Genomic DNA, 26,030 nt, shown 5'->3' with positions numbered 1-26,030 from the left:
TAGATTCTATGTTATAATCTTACGGCTCCAATTCCAGCATTCCAAAGCAACTTGTTATATGCAGGAATGGCAGCATTTATAAACTGATTACCTCTAGCCTTTAAACCAGTCCATTGTGCGTCTAATTCGGCTTTACGCTCTTTACTAGACCTGTTCAGTCTTGGAATACTGCTATTGGTCTGGTTGATCATAAATATATATTCTGCAGAAAACTTATTCGGGAAATTTTCAACATCGTCATAAGCCTGAGATTTACGTTGTACCATATCACCATCCCATGCTTTCATTTCTGCCAATAGCTTTTCACCAGCAGCTTTCGCCGTAGGATCGGTTACCTTTTTCAAGACTTCAGCTAAATCGTTTTGAGCAGCATATAGTTGATTAATCATGTTGTGCATTTCGGTCAATTCTTCTTCAGCAGTCGTCATAAAAGCATCATATTCTTTGTACTGACCAGGTTTTGTTTCATATGTAGGCACTTCATTAATTGTACCTGTAGTAGAAACTGTTTGCCCATCAACCTTTAGTTTAAAAGTATACGTACCAGGAGATACTTTATGTCCGCTAAAACCTGCTTCAATATACACGCCTGGTATACCCGGCATTATGGCATTTTTCATATCCCAAACAAAGCGGTTCAAGCCTTCTTTTCTACTTAATACTGGTGCTGGTGGCGCACCACCTCCATTATGTGGTTTGTATGTAGGATCTTTTTCTGAACTAATTGTTCTAATCACCTTCCCTTTAGCATCTAAAATTTCTAAAGCAATTGCAGTACTATCTTTCAATTTAGGTAGCTCGTAATATAGCACTACTCCGTTAGCAGGATTAATACCTTCAAAAGTATCGCTACCGGTAAATTTATCAGAATTACCACTCAATGGGCTCCCCCAAGAACCATTGTAGGCATCTTTAGGTTTCAAAATCTGAAGTCCCGTTTTTGAAGGTTGATACTGCCCAAGAGCAACAATATCATCAAGAATCCAGAACGAACGACCAGAAGTAGCAACTACCATATCGCCTTTGTGCATTTTTAAATCTGTAATTGGCGTTTTAGGTAAATTCAATTGAAAAGGCTCCCAAGATTTGCCACCATTCCAAGATGCATAGATTCCTTTCTCAGTACCAGCATATAGCAAGTCTTTCTTAAACTCATCTTCGCGAACTACGCGCGTAAAAGCACCGTAAGGAATACCGGAGTTGATAGCAGTCCAAGTTTTACCGTAATCGGTTGTTTTGTAGAAACCAGGTGTGTAATCATTAAACTTATATCTTGTTGTTGCAATGTAAGCAGTAGCAGGATCATGCGGAGAAACCTCAATTGCATTGATCAAACATTCTTTTAATCCTTTAGGCGTTACATTTTCCCATGTCTCCCCTCCATTTTTAGTCAAATACACCAATCCGTCATCACTACCTGTCCAGATGTATCCTTTTTCATGCGGAGATTCTAATATGTAAGCCAGCGTACCATAATTCTCAGCACCTACAGCCTCGTTAGTATATGGTCCACCACCGTTACCTTGTTTTGCATCGATATCTCTTGTTAAATCTGGAGATATTTTATCCCAAGTTTCACCCATATCCCTAGTTCTAAACACAAATTGGGCCCCATGATAAAAAGTCCCGAGTTCATGAGTAGAAGCAATAATAGGAGCGTTCCAATTAAACAAGTATTTCATGTCTCGCGCCTCACGACCTAAATATTGAATAGGTGCTTGCATAATCTGCGTTGCAGCTTTGGACTCCATATCCATAACTTCAACAGTACCTAAATACTGCCCACCCATTACATACCTAGGGTTATCTGGATCAAATGCTAAAAAAGCACTTTCTCCACCTGCAGAATCTGTCCAATCTCTCGTGGTAATACTACCACTACCAGCAGAAAGGCTAGCAATTTTAACTGACCTGTTATCTTGCTGACCGCCATAAATATTATAAGGAAACAAATTATCTACACTAATTCTATAAAACTGAGCAGTAGGCATATTGCTTTGTGTAGACCATGTTTTTCCGTAATCAAAAGAAACAGAAGCACCACCATCATCTGCCAAAACCATATTCTTAGAATTGCTAGGGTTGATCCATAAATCATGTGTATCTCCATGGGCAACCTCAACATTTTCCCATGTTTTACCACCATCTTCAGAACGTAATGCCGGTGCACTTAATACATACACGGTATCTTCATCATTAGGATCCACAAAAACCTCTATATAGTACCAAGCACGCTGTACCAATCTATTATCTCCACTTACCATTGACCAAGACTCACCTGCATCGTTAGAAACGAATAACCCGCCTTTATCGGCATCTGAATCACTTTCAATGAGTGCATAAACTTTATTAGAATTCGACGGACTCACAGCGATTGCCATTTTTCCTTTTTCTTCAGGTAGACCTTCATGAATTTTCTTCCAAGTATCTCCTGCATCAGTAGATTTGTATAATCCACTACCAACACCACCACTAACCACCATATTCGGTTTACGTTGATGCTCCCACATGGCAGCGTACATAATTTCAGGATAATTCGCATCCATAGAAAGTTCTGATGCACCCGTAAGATTGTTTACGAATAAGGTATTTGTCCACGTTTTACCTCCATCTGTAGTTTTATATATTCCACGTTCGGAATTACCTTCAAAAAGTGCACCTTGCGCAGCCACATAAACGATATCAGGATTTGTAGGATGGATGATAATTCGTGAAATATGCTGGGTTTTTTCAAGACCCATTTTCTTCCATGTTTTACCGGCATCAGTAGATTTATATACTCCGTCTCCGTAAGATGTCATTACCCCACGTGGAGCGTGTTCACCCATACCTACATAAACGATGTTTGGGTTAGATACCGATACGGAAACCGCACCAACAGACCCTAATTCAAAAAAGCCATCAGAAATATTCTCCCAACGTTGTCCTGCAGATTCTGTTTTCCAAACTCCGCCACCGGTCGTGCCCATATAATACGTCATGGGATCACCAATAACTCCCGTAGCAGTTACCGAACGCCCACCTCTAAAAGGACCAATATTTCTAAATTTTAAAGGTTTAAAATAATCATTGGCTGTCTGCGCAAAAGTTATGGTGGTTGTAAGTACCGCCATAAACAAGAGTAGTTGTTTTTTCATGATAGTTTGTTTGGATGTTGTTTTGGTTTTTACAATGTCAGTTCGAGTGGTTCTAATTTGAATAAAACGAAAAGAAAAATTGTATAGAGAACCCTTGGTAGATAAAAGGTTTCTCGATACAATTTTTCATATTTCAAAGATTCACTCGATATGACAAAACTTTATTTTATTTACTTTCATCAATGAACAAGTAATTCAATTTAAGTTCGTTGAAACCTTTATTAAATTCTTGAAGCTCTGATGAGATTACGTTATTAAAAATTTCAAGTTCTTTATTGATTTTAGTTGTCAATTCGTTCTTAACAGCAACATCTTGCTCTGTTGGAGGAAAATCACCAATGGAAACCAAGCTATTCAAATGACCCAATTTGTTAGTCAATTTAATTGGGAAGTTCAAAGGATCTTGACCACTTCTATTTTGAGTTTGGTACAAAGCTTTTTCTACTTCGCCAAGTTTGTCTTTCATGGCTTTTGCCTTTTCTACCAAATCTTTAGTTCTGTCGTCATCTTTATACTGCTCAGTAAATGAATTCAGTTGCTTAGTAACATTTCTAATTTTCTTTATAGATTGATGTGCGTTTTCAATGGTAGTGTTGATATCTGTAATAAAATTGAACTGCTCTTGCATTTGAGCTACCGAACTTTCTGCTCTTGGATCTGGTAAAATGGTAAATGTTTCACTACTATTAGTTCCATTCACATTCAAATGGACTTTATAATCACCAGGTACCGCTTTAGCACCGTCAAAATTAGCCCACCAGAAAATCATTCCTTCTAGTTTCTCAGCTCCTTTACCGCGAGTATCCCAAACAAATGTATTACCACCTTTCTTTACCTCTAGTTTTTTGTCTTTTTTCTTAGCAGCAGTACTATAATTTGCCAAAGTATCACCAGCCATACTCGTATAAGTCAGCTGAACCGTATCTTTCTCTGTATAGTTTTTCATTAGAAAATGTGCGATTACACCGTTCTCTAAATTTTCTCCCGCAGTTTTTGAAGGTTTTTTAGATACTCTACCCTTAGTACGGTAAGAATCTTTAGGCTTAAACAATATGGTATTTGAATTCTTCTTACTTTCATCTAATTGATGTAGCACCGTTAAATCATCAATAATCCACAGGCTACGCCCTTGAGTAGCCACAATTAAATTATCATCTTTAATGGTTAAATCGGTAATAGGTACAATTGGTAAATTCATTTGAAAAGGAGCCCAATTAGCACCGTCATTAAAAGAAACATACATGCCCGTTTCTGTACCTGCGTATAATAAACCTTTCTTCTTTGGGTCTTCACGAACAACTCTTGTAAAATGTTCTGAAGGAATACCGTTCGTTATTTTTGTCCACGATTTACCGTAATCCGTTGTTTTATATAGGTATGGCTGAAAATCGCCCAGCTTATATCTAGTAGCGGCTACATAGCATGTACCCTCATCAAAATTAGAAGGATCAATACTATTAATCATATTCCACTCTGGCATATTTGGCGGAGTAACATTCTCCCAAGTTGCACCAGAATCTTTTGAAACATGAATTAATCCGTCATCACTACCTACCCAAAGAAGACCTTCTTTCAAAGGACTTTCATTCGCTGCAAAGATGGTACAGTAGTATTCTACACTCGTATTATCTTGAGTTATTGGTCCACCACTAGAACCCAATTTTGTTGGATCGTTCCTGGTTAAATCACCACTTAAAACTTCCCAGCTTTGACCTTCATTTTCTGTAACATGCACATAGTTAGAAAAGGTGTATAATTTATTAGGATTATGTCTACTGAATAGAATAGGGAAATTCCATTGAAAACGATACTTCATTGCTTCTGCACCAGCACCCATTGGATTGTCTGGCCAAACATTGATACCTCTTACCGTTTTCTTTTTATGATTAACACGAGTTAAGAAACCATCATAACTACCACCGTAAACAATATCATTATCTTTTGGGTCTACAGCTATCCATGCAGATTCTCCACCAGCAGTTTCCTCCCAGTTACTTTCATCAATTACACTCCCATCACTTCTATGGTCTATACGTAAAGTTGAGTTGTCCTGTTGTGCAACATAAATTCTATATGGAAAAGAATTATCTGTTGTAACCCTATAAAATTGTGCCGTAGGCTGATTGTAATACGTACTCCAAGTTTCGCCACCATCATAAGAAATCTGGGCACCACCATCATCACCAATAATCATACGTTGAGAGTCTTCAGGAGATATCCATAAATCATGATGATCCCCATGTGGTGCATTAAAAGTATTGAATGACTTACCACCATCAGTAGACTTATGGTAATTTACGTTTAACACATAAACAACATCCTCATCTTGTGTATCTGCATAAACTCTAGTATAATACCAAGCACGTTGACGAATTTTACGTTCTTCATTTACAACAGACCATGTTTTACCACCATCTTCAGAGCGATATAAACCACCCTTTTCTTTATTCTCAACGATTGCCCAAACTTTCTCTGAATTTTTTGGGGAAACAGCTACACCAATAATACCTAAGGTATCTTTTGGAAAGCCTTCGTTCTTAGAAATTTCCTTCCAGGTTTCTCCACTGTCCATACTTTTCCATAATGCAGAACCATCGCCACCACTAATTAAACTATACGGTGTACGTTGTGCATGCCATGTAGATGCATATAAAATTCTTGGATTATTAGGGTCAAAAGTCAAATCGACCGCACCAGCTTGTTCATTTACAAAAAGAACTTGCTTCCAATTTTTACCACCATCTGTACTTTTATAAATACCACGTTCTTTTGTAGGCTTATAAATATCACCTAACACAGCTGCATAAACGGTATTGTAATCTGTAGGATGTACGCGAAGTCTTGGTACATGTCTACTCTTTTTTAAACCTGCAGAAGCCCATGTTTTACCACCGTCTTCTGTTTTCCAAACTCCGTAACCAGACGAGACATTTCCTCTTAAGGTCTTTTCGCCACCGCCTACGTAAATAACATTTGGATCACTTTTAGCTACCTCAATAGCACCAATACTTCCACCGAAATATCCATCGGAAATATTATCCCAAGAACGTCCTCCATCTAATGTTTTCCAAACTCCACCACCTGCAGCACCGAAGTAAAATAGATTAGGCTCGCCTGGCACACCAGTTACTGCGGCAGATCGACCACCACGATACGGACCAATGGACCTATACTCTAAACTAGAATACAATTCTTCCGGATAAGTTGGTGTATTAATTTGAGATTTGTTCCTTCTTTGAGATAGCAAGGATAGGGGCAATAGTAAAAGTGCCAGCATAAGAATGCTAGCATTGGTAAGGTGCTTTTTCATTTTGATAGTTTGATATTAGTCTTCACTAAAATTAAACAAATAGTTATGCAAATGTTGATTTTAAGATTTTATTAGCATTTCTAAACAAGCATAATTATCAAATTGAGAATCAGTTATGTATTTCAATATTTAATTCTCAGTAGCGATTGATATTTCTATCTATAAAAGAACAGGCAAGAGAATCATCCTTTGGAAAAATACTTATTCAACATATTAAACAGAAAGCGCTAATTATTTAAAGTATTCATATATTTAAGCCAACAAACTAACAATTATGAAATTTAGAACGCTATTATTTTCGGCATCGCTAATTGCCATTCTTTTTAACGGATTGGCTATTACCTCAACAAATGCCCAAACCCAAGACTTTTTATACGGAGACCAAATGCCCGATGCACCTGAATTAAGCGCTAGAGGCAAATATAAAGTTGGCGTACAAACGGTAAACCTAGTGAACCCTAACCAAGTTGATATTTTAAACTCAAAAGAAGGTAAAGACCCAAGTTATGACAGACCAATTACTATTGAGGTTTGGTATCCTGCAAGTATAGGTGCTGATGCAAAAACTGTAGTTTATGACGAGGTAATGGGCACCAGAGGAGATTCGTTAAGACCGTTAACACCTTTTACTTTTAAAGGAAGAACCTACAGAGATGCCAAAGCATTGAAAGGAAATAAATTTCCTTTAGTCGTAGTATCTCATGGCTATGTGGGGTCACGCTTTTTAATGACATACCTGACAGAGAATTTAGCCTCTAAAGGATATATTGTCGCAGCAATTGATCATACAGATTCTACATTCAAAGATGCCAACGCGTTTCAAAGTACACTTTTGAACAGACCAAAAGATATTCGTTTTGTAATCAATGAAATGGAAAAATTAGGAGCTAAAGGTTCTAAGAATATAATTGAGGGGTTAGTAGATGCTAACAATACCGCCATTATAGGATATTCTATGGGAGGCTACGGAGTTTTAAATGTTGGTGGAGCAGGATATAGCGCAGGTTTAGGTCAATTTTTTACAGGTATGACCGGTGGTAGTTCTGCCATATCGGTAAACACGGCAGGTAATGCAGAATACGAAAAGATGGCTGATTCTAGAATTAAAGCAATAGTTGCCTTTGCCCCATGGGGAATGGAACGTGGTGTTTGGGATGCAGAAGGATTAAAAGGATTAAAAACTCCCACTTTCTTTGTTGCCGGAAGCCAAGATGATATCTCAGGGTATGAAAAAGGCATTAAAGCAATTTACGAAGGTGCCGTAAATGCAGATCGCTATCTATTAACTTATAAAAATGCAAGACATAACGTTGCACCAAACCCACCGCCGGCAGAAGCATTAGCACCAGGTTTACATATTGATGAGTATTATAGATACGCAGAACCTTCATGGGATCAACGTAAAATAAACAATATAAATCAGCACTTTGTAACAGCATTTATAGGCAAGCATCTTAAAAGCCAAGACAACGCTCAATTTTTAGATGTACAAGAAAATTCAAATGAAAAAGACTGGACAGGTTTTAAACCAAGATCATCTACAGGTATGGAATTGTTACATGCTACACCAGCCAACTAGTATTTAACTTTTGAGACTTTAATAGCATTTTCCTTAAGCAGCTTTACATAAGTATTTTGATTGTTTATCAATTCTTTAAGTTTCCATGCTAATAGAAATATGGCAACGGCAATTAATTGTGATAAAATAAAATTCATAACAGTATTCTTTAGTGTTTCTAAAGCTACTTACGGAAAATGTTTTCTAAGGTTTGGTCTTTAGAAAGATTAAACCAAATTTTTATTAATCTCTTTTCTCAAGTAATACCCAGTAACAATAGTTGCAAGCACATCTGCAATAGGAAAAGAGATCCAAACACCTAGTTCACCAAGGTAATTGGGTAATATTAAGATTAAGGGAATAAAGAAAAAGCCTTGACGGCATAAGGTTAATAATAATGCTGGTACCGCTTTTCCTATTGCCTGAAAATAAGCGGCACCAATAAGCTGAAGTGCAATAATCGGCGTAGCCGCAAACACCCAGCGCATGGCAGATGGTGTATTTTCCATAACAAATGCATTCGTAGTAAGTTCTAGCGAACTCATATTTGGTTTATCACTTAAAAAGAGTCCTGCAATATCTGCCGGAAAAATCATGAGTCCCGTGAAAACTACAGTCGCTAATATGGCTGCAAATTTTATGGCTGTGTAAATAGACTCTTTTACCCTTTCGTATTTTCCAGCTCCGTAATTAAAACCTGCAATAGGCAAAAAGCCTTGTGTTACACCGAATACGGGGAAAAGAGCAAACATCAACATTCTACCTATTATAGCGTAAACAGCTACCATAGCCTCTCCTCCTAAGTCAAAGAGTATATTGTTCATCAGCAAATAAATGATACTTACTACTGCCTGCCTAGATAGGGTTACAACCCCAAGTGAACTTATTTCCTTTAGAATTGAAAAGTCTATACTGAAATACTGCGCGTTAAGTTTTAATTCTGAATTTTTAGAGAGAAAAAAGTAAAGTATATAACTAAAACAAAGAAAATAACTGATTGTAGTTGCCCAAGCGGCACCTTCCATTCCGTAGTCTAATACATTAATAAATAGATAATCTAATACAAGATTTCCTATGGACGGAATAATCATTGCTATCATGGCAAACTTAGGCTTGCCTTCTGCTCTAATTACAGTATTGCCCATCATATTAAGTGCCAAAAATGGCACACCGTACAAAACAATAACGTAGTAGATTTTAGCAAGCTCAAAAATAGAGCCTTTACCCCCAAAAGCAGGTATTAGGGTATCTACGAAAGTTAGCCCTACTGCCACCATAATTACAGTAATCAGTATGGTAAACGAAATTTGATTACCAAATGTTCGTAGCGCCTTTTCTTTATTATCAGCACCTAAAGCACGCGAAATAATACTTGCACCGCCAATACCGATTGCCATACCCAAAGCACCAATAAAAAAGGAAATAGGCAGTACTACATTTATTGCGGCAATGGCAATAGAACCAATCCAATTGCCCACAAAAATGGAATCAACCAGAACGTTTAACGACATGACCAGTATGCCTATACTAGCAGGTAGTGCTTGTTTTATGAGCAAACTAGAAATTGATTCCGTGCCCAGTTGTTCTGCGGAAACGTTTGCCATTAGTGCGGTTTTAAATTAATATACCATCTTAGATGATAATGTTTAAACTGTAATCTCTTTATTTTGCTGAATTGCTTTTGCAATATGGTCCCATAAGGCTATGCGCTGTTGCAATGCTTTTTCAGAACATTCTAGAACATCATGCCATTTTACAGCATCATCTCCGCATAATTCTTGAATCATTTTTAGAGAAAGTGGACCGTGTTCATCACCATCCAACTCAATATGTCTTCTTAAATAGTATTCCAGTTTAGGGTATGCATCTTCCCCGGCCTGTTCAACAATTCTCAAGAACATATCCGGTATTAAATCTTCTCTACCAAAAGTAAATGCAGCGGCAATTTTATGTGGTTGTTGCGTATTAATCGTTTCAAAAGTGAAGCTCAAAAAAGATTTAACGGCAGCGTTTAAATCAGAATTTTGAATTGTACTCAAAACACTATCCAACTCATTAATGCTATTGAGAAAAGTTGATATTCTAGTAGTATCTGCACCTACTTCAACCATAGCGTCCAAATACATTTCGTAATGACTCTTTAAAACTCCAAGCTCATTAACATCAGTTTCTTCTTCCAAAACTATCTCATTAATAAACCGAGCGGTATTTGTATTGATTACCGGTTTCCACGGCAATAAAGTACAGGTCAAGTTAATCTGCAATGCCTTTAAAAGCGACATAAAGTCCCATACGGCAAACACATGGTTCTCCATGAATATTTGAATATCAGATACTGATCTCAACTCCGAATAAAGCGCATGATTTCTTAATTTTTCTCTTAACGGTTGTAATATAATTTCTATTTCTTCGATTTTCATAGCAGTGATTTTCTTAGAATTTTAATTTTATTAGGTGCTTGGCACAACATCTAATTTATCTGTAGCATGCCAATCGTTAACCCACTTCGCCATTACCTTCACCCAAGTGTCATTGTCATTCATACATGGAATATGCTTGTATTCTACACCACCAGCTTCCATAAACTGCTCTTTACCTTCCATTGCAATTTCTTCCAATGTTTCTAAACAATCACTTACAAATGCAGGTGTAATTACGGCTAGCTTTTTCTTGCCTTCTTTAGCTAAGCGCTCAAATTCATAATCGGTATACGGCTTTAACCATGGGTCACCAGCTAAACGCGATTGAAACGAAGAACTCACTTGCTCTTCTTTTAATCCCAAATACGCTTTTACCATTTCGGTAGTGTCATAAACTTGGTGTCTGTAACACGTATTATGCGCAACAGAATTTACGTTACAACAAGTGCCATCTATTTTACAATGAAAGCTAGTAGGATCACTTTTACGAATATGACGCTCAGGAATACCGTGGTATGAAAACAAAATATGATCGTAGTCAAAACCTTCTAGTCCGTCTTTTATACTTTCTGAAAGCGCTTTAATAAACTCAGGGTGCTTATAAAAAGCAGGTAGCGTTGTAATTTTCATTTCAGGAAAGCCAGCTTTTTGCTCTTCTAACACTTTTACAACTACTGTCTCAAAACTAGACATCGCATAATGTGGATATAACGGGACTAAAAGCACATCATCTACACCTTTATCTTTCAATTCTTGCATGGCCTTTTTAATAGACATGGTACCATAACGCATACCTAAAGCCACTGGCATTTCGGTCTGTGTTTTTAATTTATTGGAAAATCGTTCAGATATAACCACTAACGGAGAACCTTCTTCCCACCATATTTTAGCATACGCCTCAGCAGATTTTTTTGGTCTAGTCTGCAAAATTATTCCTCTTACTAGAATAGTTCTTAACCATTTAGGAGCGTCAATTACACGCTCATCCATTAAAAATTCATCTAAATAGGGCTTAACATCTTTTGCGGTAGGACTTTCTGGAGAACCCAAATTGACCAATAATACTCCTTTCATAGCGTATGTGTTTGTTATTCGATTGCAAAAATAACACATGCAAATCGATGAAATTTTAATTTTCGGCAATAGTTTTTCTATACTCTTATAAAGCAATCTAATAACTCGCCAATTAATTTTTAGTGCTGTTTAATTTTAGTAAGTTGTAAATCGTCAAAAACTATAACACTTTTTACAATGAATACTTTTTTTGATACCGTCCCCAGAAGTGAACTTTATCTCTTTTTAGTTTCCTTCATAGCCATCCTATTTGCTTATTGGCTCATATCCTACTTTCTTAGAAAATTTGGCAGAGACCCTAAATACTTATTGCCGGAAGGCACTTTTAGAAAACTGAGCTGGCCTATCTTTTTCATTTTCAACTCAATACTTATTCGTTCAGAAGCTTTACGCACCATATTAAATCTTACCGAACACCAATACTTCTTTAAAAAAACAAGTACCATTCTATTTATTTTCTCAGTTACTTGGCTAATGTTGAATCTTTTAAAAATCATCAAAAAAATTATCGTTAGTAATTATGATGTGCATGTAGAAAACAATTTAAAAGCACGAAAAATATATACCCAGTTCAATATATTGGAACGCATTTTCATGTTTACCATTATTTTATTGGCGATTGGTGCAGTTTTAATGAGTTTTGAAAGTATACGAGAGCTAGGTGTAAGTATTTTTGCATCTGCAGGTGTAGCTGGTATTATCATTGGTTTCTCTGCACAAAAAATGATTGGTACCGTTTTGGCAGGTATTCAAATTGCCATTGCGCAACCTATTAAAATAGATGATGTAGTTATTGTTGAAGGAGAATGGGGCAGAATTGAAGAAATAACACTTACCTACGTGGTAGTGAAGATTTGGGACAAAAGAAGACTGATTGTACCAACACCTTATTTCATTGAAAAACCATTTCAAAACTGGACCAAAACGTCATCGGATATTTTGGGTACTGTCTTTTTATATACAGATTACAATGTGTCTTTTGATGCGCTTCGGGAAGAGTTGACCAAAATTCTAGAAAACACAGACCTTTGGGACAAAGAAGTAAACGTACTACAAGTAACAGAGAGTAAGCAAAACTGTGTTGAAATAAGAGCCCTAATGAGCGCAAAAGATTCCCCTACCGCTTGGGATTTACGCGTACTTGTTCGCGAAAAACTGATTACATTTTTACAGCAGAACTACCCTGAAAGTATTGCTAGGAATAGGGTTTTACTAGAAAAGTCTACAGAAGAGAATAACAATTCATAATTTAGCTTTATGAAACATATATTTCTATTCCTTTTTTTATACGGAAGTGTATCAGTCAGCTTCTCTCAACAGATAACCTGCTCACCAAAAGACAAAGCAGCTGTTGAAAATAAGCTAGCGGAAATCGACGGAATGTTTCAGGACAACTTCGGAGAAACCATGGTTAATGTTGGTAAAACTTTCATGAAAACGCCATATGTAGCCAAAACGTTGGAAATTGGTGATACCGAAACTCTTGTAGTAAACCTTCAGGGTTTAGATTGCACAACCTTTGTAGAAAATGTACTGGCGTTCTCAAAGCTGCTAAGAAAAGAGGAGGATACTTTTGATGCTTTCATCAATAACTTAGAAGTTATTAGATATAAAGATGGCGAACTAGATGGCTACGCTTCTCGTTTACATTACTTTTCTGAATGGATTGCGAACAATGCCGAGAAAGGACTTTTAAAGGATATTACCGGTGAAATTGGTGGTGCAGAAATTATCAAAGACATCAATTTCATGAGTACCCATAGAGATTTGTATCCATTTTTGGCAGATGACATTAATTACTCAAAAATTAAAGCTTCTGAAAAGTATTTAAACAGTCAGGCTATTTGTGTATTGACACAAGGCGAAATTGCCAAGAATGAGCATCTTATTCAATCTGGAGACATTATAGCACTTGCTACTTCTATAAACGGATTAGATGTTACCCATACCGGAATTGCTACGCGCGAAAAAGATGGTAGAATTCATTTATTACATGCATCCACCGGATCAATGCAAGTTGAAGTATCTAAGTTACCGTTGGCAGATTACCTAAAAGGCATAAAAAGCAACACAGGTATTATGGTTGCAAGACCATTATAACGTTCTAACTACCCGCTAAGGCCAATAAGTATTTTTTAGGTGTGGTATTATACTTCTTCTTAAAGGCAGCTATGAAGTGACTAGAGGTACTATACCCTACTTTGAGTCCGATTTCATTGACATTATACTGACCGGTTTCTAAAAGACGCTTAGCATACTCCATCTTATGATCAAATAAGAAACTATAGACAGAATCACCATAAATTTGCTTGAAACCCTCTTTTAGTCGTTTTAAACTTAAACCAATTTCACTTGATAACTCAGCCAATGTAGGTGGCTCTGCCATATTAGCCAAAATAATTTCTTTGGCTTTTTTAATCTTCTTTACATTTTCCTCATCTGCTAAATACGGGCATTGTTCAATATCTGCATTGGGGCTTCTATTAAAGTATAAAGCTATTAATTCATAAATTTTACCTTTTACGTAGAGTGATTTTATAGAAGGATGTAGATTATAGTTCACGATCTGACTCAAAATAACTGCTATCGAAGGTGAAAATGGTTCTTGAGAATAGTACTTCTTTTCTTTATTATCTGAACTTAAAAACGGAATATAATCTGCCTCTGCAGTGAATAAAGAATGAAACTTTCGCAAGGTCATTACCACAGAAACCAGTGATGATTTTGGACTAAGACTTAAATTCAAAGGCAAGTCTAACTGTGTGTTATACAGCAACAAAGAATTCTCTTCTTTGACATCTAAACTATAATTACCTTGATTAAAATTATAGCTACCACTACCCTTTAAACAAAAATGAATCTGTATAAATCGTTTATTGATTTCACGGGTGTACTGCAACTCAGTATCTTCTTCATTCTGAAATTTGAGTACGTAAAATCCGTCTTCAATTAAAACTTCATCGTATGACCCTTGAGCGTTACTTTTTACCTCCATTTTCTTAAATATATTTTATATCTATTTAGAAAGCATCTAAATAAAATAGTCCTTATTCGTTGAAACCATCATAAAATTATAGCTAATAAACTGATATTTATCATATTTTGACTAAAAATTCGGCAGGCGACATTAATTGTACCGCTAGCGTTGTTTTTATTGAGTGGATGCCCATATTTTTGTATCCGCTTTATGAAAGACTATCACATTTCTAAACATAACTCTTTTTATACCATTGGTCTTAACTACAAAAAGGCTGATGCTGAGGCTCGTGGTAAATTTAGTTTAGACGAAGTGGCTGTAAAGTCACTTTTAACACAAGCTAAAGAACAGGGCATTGATGGGTTATTGGCAACATCAACATGTAACCGTACAGAGTTACATGGCTTTGCGCAACATCCATTTCAACTAATAAAATTATTATGCGACCACTCTAACGGAACCGTTGAGGCTTTTCAAGAGGTGGCATATGTGTATAAAAATAAAGAAGCTATTAATCACCTGTTCCGAGTAGGTACAGGATTAGATAGTCAAATACTTGGCGATTTTGAAATCATCAGTCAACTAAAACAAAGTTTTAAGCGTTCAAAAGAATTGGGTATTGCCAATCCGTTTATCGAAAGACTTTGCAATAGCATAATACAAGCAAGCAAGCGTATTAAGAATGAAACTGAAATTTCATCTGGCGCAACATCTGTAGCATTCGCATCTGTACAATACATTATGCGTAATGTTGAAAATGTTACCGACAAGAATATTCTTTTATTCGGAACTGGGAAAATTGGTCGTAACACGTGTGAGAATTTAATAAAGCACACTAAAAATCCGCATATCACCCTAATCAATAGAACTAAAGATAAAGCTGAGCAAATTGCAGGCAAGTTCAACCTTAAGGTGAAAGATTATGGCGATTTACAATCAGAAATAAGAACTTCAGATATTTTGGTAGTTGCAACAGGTGCACAAAAACCTACCATTACCAAAGAATTAATCTATACAAACAAACCATTACTGATATTAGACCTTTCCGTTCCAAAGAACGTTGATGATTCTATTTCAGATATGGAAAATGTTACGGTAATTCATTTAGATCATTTATCTCAAATGACCGATGAAACTTTAGAGCGTAGAAAACAATTTATTCCTGAGGCAGAAGCAATAAACGAAGAAGTTAAGAATGATTTTAACCAATGGTTAGAAACTAGAAAATTTGCTCCTGTTATTAAAGCTTTAAAAAAGAAATTGAAGACTATAAAGGATGAGGAGCTTGACTACCAATCCAAAAAAACGGTCGATTTTAATTCGCACCAAGCAGATGTGGTTACAAATCGTATCATTCAAAAAATAACCAAGCAATTTGCAAATCATCTTAAAGATGACTCGGTAGATTCCAATTCAAGTTTAGAATTTATCCAAAAAGTATTTCAATTAGAATTGGACGAACAATGAGTAAAGTAATACGATTAGGAACACGCGATAGCGAATTAGCGCTATGGCAAGCGAAAACCGTTAAAAGTCAACTTCAAGCATTAGGTCATAAAGTAAAATTAGTTCCTGTAAAATCTACGGGAGACTTAATTTTAGATAAACCCTTATATGAATTAGGAATTACGGGAGTGTTTACCAAAACATTAGATGTTGCCATGATCAATGGTGATATTGATATTGCCGTACATTCTATGAAAGATGTACCTACTGCCTTGCCAGAGGGTATTGTAAAAGCTGCAGTTTTAAAACGCGGTAATTACATGGACATTATGGCATTTAATGATAATGAGGAATTTTTAGGTTCTCGTGATGCCGTTATTGCCACTGGTAGCTTACGCAGACAAGCGCAATGGTTAAATAGATACCCAACACATACGGTTGTTGATTTAAGAGGAAATGTAAATAGACGCTTAGAAAAACTGTACGAAAATGATTGGAACGGTGCAATTTTCGCCGCTGTAGGTCTAGAACGTATCGGTTTGGAACCAGAAAACACAATCGGACTTACCTGGATGTTACCAGCCCCTGCACAAGGCGCTATTATGGTAGTTGCCATGGAAGGTGATGAAGAAGTTCTTGAGGCCTGCGCACAACTAAATCACGAAGAAACGGATACCTGTGTTACTCTTGAAAGAGAATTTCTCAGAGAATTAGAAGGTGGTTGTAGTGCACCAATAGGAGCATTATCATATATCAACAAAGAAAATATTGTTACCCTAAAAGGTGTTCTATTAAATGTTGACGGAAGTAAAAAACTGGAAGCAGAATTAACCGCGCCACTTGGTAAGCATCAAAATTTAGGTATCGACTGTGCTAAAAGTATTTTAGCCAGAGGAGGTAAACGATTAATGACCGAACTGGCAAATGCCGGCTTAGATGTCAATATATTTTCTACCAAGAAATTGACTCCGCCACAACAGTTACTATTAAACATATCGGTTAATGCCGATTCAGATGATTTTATAAAAATTAATCCGAATCGTATTTCTCCTATTATCTTGAAACAGCCACATAAAAATGTTGTTTTCACCAGTAAAAATGCGGTAGAAGCAGTATTAGCAAGTAGAGATGTTGCTGAATTAGATTTTGAAAACATCTATTGTGTTGGAAGAAAAACACGTAGATTAATTAAAAATACTTTCGGTAAAGTAACACATTATGAAAATAATGCAAAAGATTTAGCGAAGCATTTAGTAGAATTTATAGATGGTACTGAAGTCACTTATTTTCATGGCAATCTAAGTTTAGAAGAACTACCAAGTATTTTAGAAGAAAACAATATTGAGGTAAACGCGATAGAAGCTTACAGAACCAAACTTTCTGGTAAAGCAATACCTGCAAGCGCAAAAGGGATTATGTTTTTTAGTCCGTCGAACGTAGAAAGCTATTTAAAAGAGAATTCTACAGACAGAGTAGCATATTGTATTGGTGAAACCACTGCAAAAGTAGCAAGAGAACATTTCAAAGAAGTTAAAGTTGCCAAAATACCTACTGTAGAAAGTGTTATTGAACTGGTGAACAGTGACTATCTAGATTAGCTTTTAGCTGTTGGCTTCTAGACTTTGGCTTTTTTAATAAATTATGAGAGACTTTAAAAAGCTTGAAATATGGAAAAATGGAATCACCATAGTTAAGCATGTTTATAGTTTAGTGCAAAAGTTGCCAAGCGAAGAAAAATTCGGACTTAAAAGTCAACTTTCAAGAGCTGCTGTTTCAGTTCCTTCAAATATTGCAGAAGGATGCAGCCGAAATAGTGAAGTTGAATTTAAACGATTTTTAGAGATTGCACTAGGTTCTCTTTTTGAAGTAGAAACTCAATTAATAATATCAGAAGAATTGAAATTTTTAGATAGCGGAGACTTGAAGTCAATTTTTGAATTGATTTCAATAGAATCTAAAATGATTAATAGTCTAATTAGTAAAATAAAAAATAGCTAAAAGCCAAGGGCTAGCAGCTAAAAGCTATTACAAGAATATGAGCTTAAAAAACGACTTATTTCTAAAAGCCTTAAAGGGTGAAACGGTAGAAAGACCACCAGTGTGGATGATGCGTCAAGCAGGTAGATATTTACCTGAATTCATGGCTATCAAAGAAAAATATGACTTCTTTACCAGATGTCAGACTCCAGAATTAGCATCAGAAATTACGGTTCAACCTATTCGTAGATATGGTATGGACGCCGCTATATTATTCAGTGATATATTGGTGATACCGCAAGCAATGAATATTCACGTGGAGATGAAGCCGAATTTTGGTCCGTATTTACCGAACCCTATTCGTAATCAAAAAGATTTAGACAGCGTTATTGTACCAGATGTTCACGAAACATTAGGTTACGTAATGGAAGCCATAAAAGCAACTAAAGAAAAATTGAACGATGAAGTTCCGTTAATCGGTTTTGCAGGTTCCCCTTGGACAATTTTATGCTACTGTGTGCAAGGTCAAGGAAGCAAAACGTTTGATAAAGCTAAAGAGTTATGCTTTACACAACCAGTTGTTGCTCACGAATTACTTCAGAAAATTACAGATACCACCATTGCATATTTAAAAGCTAAGGTTGCTGCAGGTGTAGATGCGGTACAAGTATTTGATTCTTGGGGCGGCATGTTATCGCCAACCGATTATCAAGAATTCTCATGGCAATACATTCAACAAATTATCGATGCTTTAAAAGATGAAGCTCCGGTTATTGTTTTTGGAAAAGGATGTTGGTTTGCTTTAGGTGATATGGCAAAATCAGGTGCTGCGGCATTAGGAGTAGACTGGACATGTTCTGCAAGAAATGCACGTTATTTAAGTGGTGGTAAAATTACGCTACAAGGTAATTTTGATCCATCTCGCTTATTGTCTCCACCTTCTGAAATTAAGAAGATGGTACACCAAATGATCAATGAATTTGGCAAAGATAGCTACGTAGTTAATTTAGGTCACGGTATTCTACCAAATGTTCCTGTTGAAAATGCCAAGGCGTTTATTGATGCTGTAAAAGAATACAAGCAAGCCTAAAATTAAGAGGCTCAAAAAGAATTAAAGTAGCCGATATAATAATCGCATAATGAATTCATTTCAACTACCAGATTTCGAAATTAATCCGATTTCAGATAGAGATGCATGGCGTTTGTGCGATTTTATATCTGCCAATGCAGACCACATAAAAAGATACTTTCCTAAAACGGTTGCTGCAAATCTTAATCCGACATTATCCAATATTTTCGTTCTTGAAAAGGTATCAGATTTTCTATCTGGCAAAGAGTATTTATTCACACTTAAAGAACCAGAAAATAGAAAAATTATAGGGCTAGTTTATTTAAAAGAACTTAGACGAGCAGCTAAAGAAGCAGAAATCGCTTATTGCATATCATACGACCACAACAATAAAGGGTTTGCCACACAAGCTGTTAAAACAATTTCAGAATGGGGATTTAACGAGCAGCATTTACAGCGACTTAGAATTATTGCACATAAATCTAATCTTGGCAGCATTAAGGTAGCAGAAAATTGTGGTTATCTTTGGAAAGAGACACTATTAAAAGAACACACCCCACCTAACGAAGAACCGTTAGATATGGAACTTTATGTTTTACAGAATGAAAGATAAATTTTACGACTACATAGAACAACTTCAAGATACCATTACTTCAAAATTAGAAGAAGTAGACGGTACAGCCACTTTTAAAGAAGACATTTGGGTACGCCCAGAAGGTGGTGGCGGTCGAACACGTGTAATTGAAAACGGAGCTGTTTTTGAAAAAGGTGGTGTAAATATATCAGGAGTACATGGCGAGCTTCCGGATAGTATGAAGGCATATTTTGGAGTAGAAGATGCTAATTTTTTTGCCTGCGGATTAAGTTTAGTATTACACCCAAAGAACCCAATGGTACCAACGGTTCATGCCAATTGGCGTTATTTTGAAATGTATGGTAAAGACGGCGAAATTGTAGATCAATGGTTTGGCGGTGGTCAAGACTTGACACCCTATTACCTATTTGACGAAGATGCCGTTCATTTTCACCAAGTATGCAAAACAGCTTGCGACAAACATAATCCTACATTCTACGACACCTATAAAAAACGCTGCGACGAGTATTTTTGGAATACCCATAGAAATGAAGCACGTGGACTGGGGGGGTTATTTTTTGACTATTGTAAAGCAACACCAGAAATGGATATGCAAGACTGGTACAACTTCGTCACAGAGGTGGGCAACAGTTTTTTAAGTTGCTATGTACCAATCGTTATAAAAAGAAAGAATCTTGAATACACCAAAGAACAAAAGGATTGGCAAGAGATTAGAAGAGGAAGATATGTAGAGTTTAACCTAGTTCATGACAAGGGTACTTTGTTTGGTTTAAAAACAAACGGTAGAATTGAAAGTATATTAATGAGTCTTCCCCCACATGTGCAATGGCGCTATGACCATCAACCGGAAAAGGGTAGCGAAGAAGAACGTTTGATTGACGTATTGATGAAACCGAAGGAATGGGTGTAAGATTTATTCTATTCTGGAGTATGCTATGTTTTATGCAAGTATCTATTGCACAAAACTCGCACTACAAAGAAGCCTTTCCTGATAAAGTTACCGTGAGGTTGTCTTTACAGACCACTTCTAATAATTTTACGCTTAGAGACAAGATAACACGCGCTAAAACTGAGTTTATACCCAATGACAAAAGCTATCTAGGGTTATCGGTTCTATTTCGTTTTCTAGAAGTTGATTTTGGCTATGCACCTAACTTTCTATCTGAGAATAAAGACAACGGCGATTCTAAATTAATCACTTTCAACATACGCACGTTTTTTGGTCAATACATGCAGACCTTAGATATCTATAAGCAAAAAGGATTCTTTGTTAGAACTGCAGATTTAACCTTACCCATAGATGATTTAAAAACCTTTAAGATTGGAGGAACATCTAGTTATATTTTTAACCCAGATTTTTCTTTTCGTGCTATCGGATTTCAGAATGAATGGCAAAAACAAAGTGTCGGCAGTTTTATTCCTAGCATATCGTACTACTACACAAAGTTTAAGTTAGAAGACCCTATTATCGATAATCAATTGGAGAAATCTTTGAAGGTTGCTATTGGTCCTGGGTATTATTACAACTGGATTTTCGATGAAAATTATCTCGTTTCTGCTGGTGCAACTGGCGGATTAGGTTTTAACTACTCTAGCACAGATGGAGACACCTCATTTAATGGTTTGGCCCAACTAATTTTTAGAATGACAGGAGGTTATAATTCTGAAAATTTCTTTAGTGGTGTAAATATTAATACGCAACTATTGAGTCACACTTCAGATGAGAATTTCATTTTAGATGACTCCATAAGCTTTCTTGAGTTTTATGTAGGCTACCGATTTGATGCTCCTAAAAAGTGGATTCAAAAAGCCGATGAGATAAGTCGTAAATTCGGATTAGAATAACGTACCTCAGAGCAATCGCTCGATTCAATATGCATTCGTTTTAGAATAACTGTATTTTTATAGGCAAGCCTAGAAGCATTAAAACTCGATTATCGAGTAAATCTATATTCCATGAAACAGAAAATATATCAAATAGACGCATTTACAACTAAATTGTACGGTGGAAATCCGGCAGCAGTCTGTATTCTTGACAGCTGGTTAGATACTGAATTAATGCAAACAATAGCTGCAGAAAACAACTTAGCTGAAACCGCTTTTGCTGTCAATAAAAATGACTATTATGAATTGCGTTGGTTTACACCAGAAATTGAAGTTGACCTATGTGGTCATGCAACCCTGGCAACCGCCTATGTTATCTTTAACTACTACGGTTTCACAGAAAATATGCTTCGGTTTATTTCTCCAAGAAGTGGAGAGTTATTAGTTCAAAAAAATAACGAGGGACTATTAACCATGGACTTCCCAACGGATGATTTAATTCCCGTACCAGAACAACTCAACATTTCAAAAGCAATAGGAAAACAACCTTTAGAAACATTTAAGGGTAAAACTGACTATTTACTTATCTATAATACTCAGGAAGAAATTGAAGCTATTACCCCAGATTTCTTTTTATTGAATGAATTAGAATGTAGAGGAGTAATTGTTTCATCTAAAGGGAATGATGTTGATTTTGTATCTCGTTTTTTTGCGCCACAATGTGGCATTCCAGAAGATCCAGTAACTGGATCTGCACATACTACACTAACACCATATTGGTCACCGAAACTGAATAAGAAAACATTATCGGCAAAACAACTATCTGAACGTGGTGGTGAATTAGAATGTGAATTTCACGGAGATAGAGTAAAAATATCTGGACATGGTGTTTGTTATTTGGTTGGCGAAATAGAGATTTAGATTCTGTATCAATCTATTTAACTAATACAGCGGCTTATCAATATTCTAAAAAAGTAAAAACCTGTCCGTTTTATGACAATTGCCATTAACGAACAGGTTTCTAACTAAATTGAAAAAACTACTCTTCTACTGACTCTAAATTATCATCAGAGTTACGATCAATTAATTTATTGTACGGATCAATACCCGCTTTTAATGGTTTTTCATCAGTAACGACAGTAAATGTATTATCACCCGCAGAAAGCCACTTTAATTCAAAGTAAAACGGGTTCTTGATAGTAACACCATCGTCACCGGTGATATCATCTCCAAAGAGACCTACATCTACTAAGTTCTTTTTATCATCAATCAATTTCTCTTTACCCGTATCATCATAATAAATTTTCTTAGAGTTGACTGTGAATGTAGTTTCCCATTTGCCATTATCTAGCTTTTTGGTTTTAGCATCCATCACACGATTTTCATAAAGAACAATTTCTTTAAAACCATCATCAACCTTATATTTCAAAGAATCTGGAGTAACATTATAAATAGCTTTATACAAATCTTCAGAAGTTGGGTATACCCCTTTCTCAAAATATTTGTATTCATGCAAGAATGTTTTAAGTCCGGCATTTATAACATCTTCACTAATGACATCTTGCAAATCATACATAATCATGGATCCTTTTTGGTACCAAATGTGCTGACCAGTTTCAACATCCATTAACGAACGTTCTGGCTTAAAACTGAATGATCTTCTAGACAAATAGGTATCTAAAGAAGGCTTTAAAAATCCTTTTATACCATTTTCACCATATTCATGCTTTAAAGCCATTAATGAAACATACTCTGCTAAAGTTTCAGAAATAATATTTGCCCCTCTTGTTTTACTTGGCGTAACGATATGACCCCACCATTGGTGTGCAATTTCATGAGCTGTTACCCTGAAAGCATAATTAAAATCTCCTTCGTTAGAAAAATCTGCTACGAAGCCAAAATCTTCTGAGTAAGGTATAGTTGTCGCAAAAGATTGTGCAAATGTCGTGTGCGCCGGAAACTCAATTATCCTGATTACTGAATATGGATATTCATAAAAGTTTTTAGAATTATAATCTAACGAAACTTTAACCCCTTTTATAAATGAAGCTAAGTTTTTCTTGTGTTTCGGAGAGTGATATACTTCAATAGCAACTTTCTTTCCACTAGGGGCAATCCAAACATCTTTTTCAATATCATAAGTTGCAGAAACAAAATTGAAGAAGTAATCAGATTTATCTTCCATTTTGTAATTAAAATAGCTTCTATCTTCATGATCCCATGTCTCAACTAATACACCTGGCGCAACAGCTGTTTGCCCTTTTGATGTGCTAATCGTTGCTTCAAAATCCATATAATTGCTATCCTCATTAAATAAATTCTTTTTCAAAGCAATGCTATCTGTTCTTGGCGGAAAAAGAAAGTCTAATTTCTCTAAACCATATTTTTCACGAGCACCATTTTCTGTCAAAGCAATATCATAGTGAAAGCTTGGAAAAATAGCATCATTAAAGAAAGAACCATTATTAAGTACAGCAGTTTCCCTATCCATAGCAAACCCATGTGTTCTTGCCTTAGTTTCAATAACCAAATTAGCAGTGTCTTTCGGCTGTAAAGCTTCTGGCAATTTGTAAATGAATAGATGATACAATGAATCACTTAAAAACGGTTTTAACTCTTGATCATTATAAATCACCTTCGTAATCTTAGTATCATAAGTAGGAAACTTAATTTCCATTAACACAGTATCGATTGGGGCTTCTGAAGGATTAACAACTGTAAACACTCCCTTTGCATCTACACCACGTGTATCTGTATAAATATCTATATCAGCTTTTAAATCGATAACTTGAATATGGGGCTTATCTATATACTTACCATATGCCTTTTCAGCATCAGCAGAAAGCTTCTCACTAGAATCGCTATCCTCCATATGATTCAGAACTTTTATATTGTAAAAGCTATAAGCACCTACAGAAATAAAAGCAAATAAGAAAAACAAGGTATAAGCGATCGTTTTACCCTTAAATCTACTTTTAGCTAATTTTAAACGCTCTTTTGCTGAAGAATAAAAACCTCTACTCCAGAATACACTACCAATAGCAGCCAATGTACCTGTAAAAAGAACCCAATATAAGTTCAACCAAAATTGACCAGTCAGGTAATGTCCAAATCCATTTAAATCACTTATAAAACCTGGTGTTGTTTCTCCAAAAGCTAAAAGTGGGTTATTTGTTTTCAACACTAAACTCACCAAAATAGGTATACCCACATAAATTATAATTACAATAAAATGACCCAAAAATTTATTGTTTACTAGCACATGAATAAAGAATGCCAATAACAATGTAGCAACATATAAAGGAAAAAGAGATGTAAAATTATAGGTAAAATACATACCTAATTCATAATCAAAATAACCATTACCTGTCTGATACATTATACCAACCAGTATGTTAATTAATGTCAACAAAACGGCAACACCAATAAGTGAAATAATCTTTGAAAGATATAGTGTAGTATTACTTACCGGTAGGGCATCATAAAATTCAAAAGTCTTATTACTTCTTGTACGATGCACTGCTTCACCAGAATAAATAATTAGAATAATTGTGGAAAACAAAGCTATCCCACCAGAAACATAGGCAACCATAAACCTAGTAAGCGGTAATGACGGCGTACCATTATATTGATTATTTTGATAGGTTATAAACCCAGCTACTATAACCCCTATTATAATTAACACAAGAAATACAGGTTCTTTAACGATAGATAAAAATTCTATTTTACTTAAAGACCATAGATTTTGTCTTTGCGCTTTTTCACTAAATTCTTGAACAACACTAATTGTTTCTGAAGATGCTATAAGATCATTATCTTCTTTTACATTCTTCTTTTTCTTGGAGGATAAAAATCCTTTATATGAAAATTTAAATAGTGTAAATACAAATATTAATATACCCAAAGTCAACCATAATAAACGATTTAGCATAAACTTACCCGTTAAAACCAATTGGTTGGTATTTAACTCGTCTACAGACCAGTATTTGGTCAAATATCCATAAGCAGATTCCCCAAAAGGATCAACATAGACACTAAGCCATTCGGTATCTAAACTAGATAGTAACTGCCCCGATAATATGGAAGCAATCAATATTACAATACCTCCTAAATATAAAATTGGCATTCTCTTAAAAAATGTCATTAAACAGAAGAAAAGACTACCTATAAAAAATGAATTAAAAACTAGCAGATATAAAAACGGGAAAAAGTAAGACCAAAAGTTAAAATCGGTATAGGTACCATAATCTGGTCTATCTAACAAAGCGCCTAATACAAATCCAAACATGGCTCCAATCATAGCTGCAATGTTCATTATTGTGACAATCGTAAAACTACCCCAAAAACGACCTAGTATATAGCTTTTCTCAGAGACAGGAAAAGTAAAATAGGTCTGTGCTGTTTTATGCTCCTCATCCCTATAAACAGGCACACCCATTATAGCGGCATAAAAGAACAACGCTATAGTACTCAATCCTCCAAGGACTCCTACAATAGCACTAGGGCTATTGGTGAATTCTGCAGTAGCAGATTCTGCGAATACCCCAAGTAAGCAAGGTATTAGAAACATGATAAATATGTAGATATAAGTGACCGGTCGTCTAAGCCTATATTTTAGCTCAAATAAGAATATTTCTTTCATA

The 26,030-nt window shown here is 35.7% G+C and carries 19 protein-coding genes; 11 read left to right on the top strand and 8 right to left on the bottom strand.

What is annotated here, in order from left to right; all coding sequences use genetic code 11:
* Window positions 1-11: 11 nt before the first annotated feature.
* Window positions 12-3,137: a VPS10 domain-containing protein gene (locus BUC31_RS04685; RefSeq protein WP_073241716.1), complete on the bottom strand. Its 3,126-nt coding sequence runs from the start codon at window positions 3,135-3,137 to the stop codon at window positions 12-14.
* 166 nt (window positions 3,138-3,303) lie between these two features.
* Window positions 3,304-6,414, bottom strand: a complete 3,111-nt coding sequence (locus tag BUC31_RS04680; protein WP_139251934.1) for a WD40/YVTN/BNR-like repeat-containing protein — start codon at window positions 6,412-6,414, stop codon at window positions 3,304-3,306.
* Between the two features lie 307 nt (window positions 6,415-6,721).
* On the opposite strand from BUC31_RS04680, the gene BUC31_RS04675 reads away from it, so the two are divergent.
* Window positions 6,722-8,026, top strand: coding sequence for an alpha/beta hydrolase family protein (locus BUC31_RS04675; protein WP_073241712.1), 1,305 nt, complete (start codon window positions 6,722-6,724; stop codon window positions 8,024-8,026).
* On the opposite strand, the gene BUC31_RS20275 is transcribed toward BUC31_RS04675, so the two are convergent.
* The 4 genes from BUC31_RS20275 to hemH all read right to left on the bottom strand — a co-directional run bounded on the left by BUC31_RS20275 (window position 8,023) and on the right by hemH (window position 11,499).
* Window positions 8,023-8,163, bottom strand: coding sequence for a hypothetical protein (locus BUC31_RS20275; protein WP_170861927.1), 141 nt, complete (start codon window positions 8,161-8,163; stop codon window positions 8,023-8,025). The genes BUC31_RS04675 and BUC31_RS20275 overlap by 4 nt on opposite strands.
* A 69-nt stretch (window positions 8,164-8,232) precedes the next feature.
* On the bottom strand, window positions 8,233-9,609 hold the full coding sequence (locus tag BUC31_RS04670) for an MATE family efflux transporter (RefSeq protein ID WP_073241711.1): 1,377 nt from the start codon (window positions 9,607-9,609) through the stop codon (window positions 8,233-8,235).
* 42 nt (window positions 9,610-9,651) lie between these two features.
* Window positions 9,652-10,425 carry a DUF3050 domain-containing protein gene (locus tag BUC31_RS04665; protein WP_073241709.1) on the bottom strand — a complete coding sequence of 258 codons (774 nt, stop codon included), beginning with the start codon at window positions 10,423-10,425 and terminating at the stop codon, window positions 9,652-9,654.
* 30 nt (window positions 10,426-10,455) lie between these two features.
* Complete coding sequence (gene hemH / locus BUC31_RS04660; RefSeq protein WP_073241707.1) at window positions 10,456-11,499, bottom strand: ferrochelatase; 1,044 nt, start codon at window positions 11,497-11,499, stop codon at window positions 10,456-10,458.
* A gap of 177 nt (window positions 11,500-11,676) precedes the next feature.
* Here hemH and BUC31_RS04655 point away from each other — a divergent pair, with 177 nt between their 5' ends.
* Together BUC31_RS04655 and BUC31_RS04650 are read left to right on the top strand one after the other, a co-directional pair.
* Window positions 11,677-12,747, top strand: coding sequence for a mechanosensitive ion channel family protein (locus BUC31_RS04655; protein ID WP_073241706.1), 1,071 nt, complete (start codon window positions 11,677-11,679; stop codon window positions 12,745-12,747).
* A 9-nt stretch (window positions 12,748-12,756) separates the two neighbouring features.
* Complete coding sequence (locus BUC31_RS04650; protein WP_073241704.1) at window positions 12,757-13,599, top strand: N-acetylmuramoyl-L-alanine amidase-like domain-containing protein; 843 nt, start codon at window positions 12,757-12,759, stop codon at window positions 13,597-13,599.
* Between the two features lie 4 nt (window positions 13,600-13,603).
* Here BUC31_RS04650 and BUC31_RS04645 read toward each other — a convergent pair whose 3' ends face one another.
* A complete protein-coding gene (locus BUC31_RS04645; protein WP_073241702.1) occupies window positions 13,604-14,494 on the bottom strand; it encodes an AraC family transcriptional regulator in 891 nt (296 codons plus the stop codon).
* A gap of 192 nt (window positions 14,495-14,686) precedes the next feature.
* Between BUC31_RS04645 and hemA the strand changes: the two genes are divergently transcribed.
* The 8 genes from hemA to BUC31_RS04605 all read left to right on the top strand — a co-directional run bounded on the left by hemA (window position 14,687) and on the right by BUC31_RS04605 (window position 22,308).
* The gene (gene hemA / locus BUC31_RS04640; protein WP_073241700.1) at window positions 14,687-15,943 is read left to right on the top strand and encodes a glutamyl-tRNA reductase; all 1,257 of its coding nucleotides are present in this window, start codon (window positions 14,687-14,689) and stop codon (window positions 15,941-15,943) included.
* Window positions 15,940-17,520: a hydroxymethylbilane synthase gene (hemC, locus tag BUC31_RS04635; RefSeq protein ID WP_073241698.1), complete on the top strand. Its 1,581-nt coding sequence runs from the start codon at window positions 15,940-15,942 to the stop codon at window positions 17,518-17,520. The genes hemA and hemC overlap by 4 nt, the downstream gene beginning before the upstream one ends.
* 43 nt (window positions 17,521-17,563) lie before the next feature.
* A complete protein-coding gene (locus BUC31_RS04630; RefSeq protein WP_073241696.1) occupies window positions 17,564-17,920 on the top strand; it encodes a four helix bundle protein in 357 nt (118 codons plus the stop codon).
* Window positions 17,921-17,957: 37 nt separating this feature from the next.
* Window positions 17,958-18,989: a uroporphyrinogen decarboxylase gene (gene hemE, locus BUC31_RS04625; RefSeq protein ID WP_073241694.1), complete on the top strand. Its 1,032-nt coding sequence runs from the start codon at window positions 17,958-17,960 to the stop codon at window positions 18,987-18,989.
* A gap of 49 nt (window positions 18,990-19,038) precedes the next feature.
* Window positions 19,039-19,581 (top strand): GNAT family N-acetyltransferase, encoded by a 543-nt coding sequence (locus BUC31_RS04620; RefSeq protein WP_073241692.1) that lies wholly within the window; start codon window positions 19,039-19,041, stop codon window positions 19,579-19,581.
* The gene (gene hemF, locus BUC31_RS04615; protein ID WP_073241690.1) at window positions 19,571-20,473 is read left to right on the top strand and encodes an oxygen-dependent coproporphyrinogen oxidase; all 903 of its coding nucleotides are present in this window, start codon (window positions 19,571-19,573) and stop codon (window positions 20,471-20,473) included. The genes BUC31_RS04620 and hemF overlap by 11 nt, the downstream gene beginning before the upstream one ends.
* Complete coding sequence (locus tag BUC31_RS04610) at window positions 20,464-21,408, top strand: DUF4421 family protein (protein ID WP_073241688.1); 945 nt, start codon at window positions 20,464-20,466, stop codon at window positions 21,406-21,408. Before hemF ends, BUC31_RS04610 begins: the two co-directional genes overlap by 10 nt.
* 111 nt (window positions 21,409-21,519) lie before the next feature.
* A complete protein-coding gene (locus tag BUC31_RS04605; protein WP_073241686.1) occupies window positions 21,520-22,308 on the top strand; it encodes a PhzF family phenazine biosynthesis protein in 789 nt (262 codons plus the stop codon).
* 118 nt (window positions 22,309-22,426) lie between these two features.
* Here the strand turns inward: BUC31_RS04605 and BUC31_RS04600 are convergent, their stop codons facing one another.
* Entirely contained in the window at window positions 22,427-26,029 is a 3,603-nt protein-coding gene (locus BUC31_RS04600; protein ID WP_073241685.1) for an ABC transporter permease/M1 family aminopeptidase, read from the bottom strand.
* Window position 26,030: the final 1 nt, after the last annotated feature.

Source organism: Maribacter aquivivus (genome assembly GCF_900142175.1).
Lineage (GTDB): Bacteria > Bacteroidota > Bacteroidia > Flavobacteriales > Flavobacteriaceae > Maribacter > Maribacter aquivivus.
Note: the sequence above shows the minus strand (reverse complement) of the source record. Positions and strands in the feature narration are given on the sequence as shown.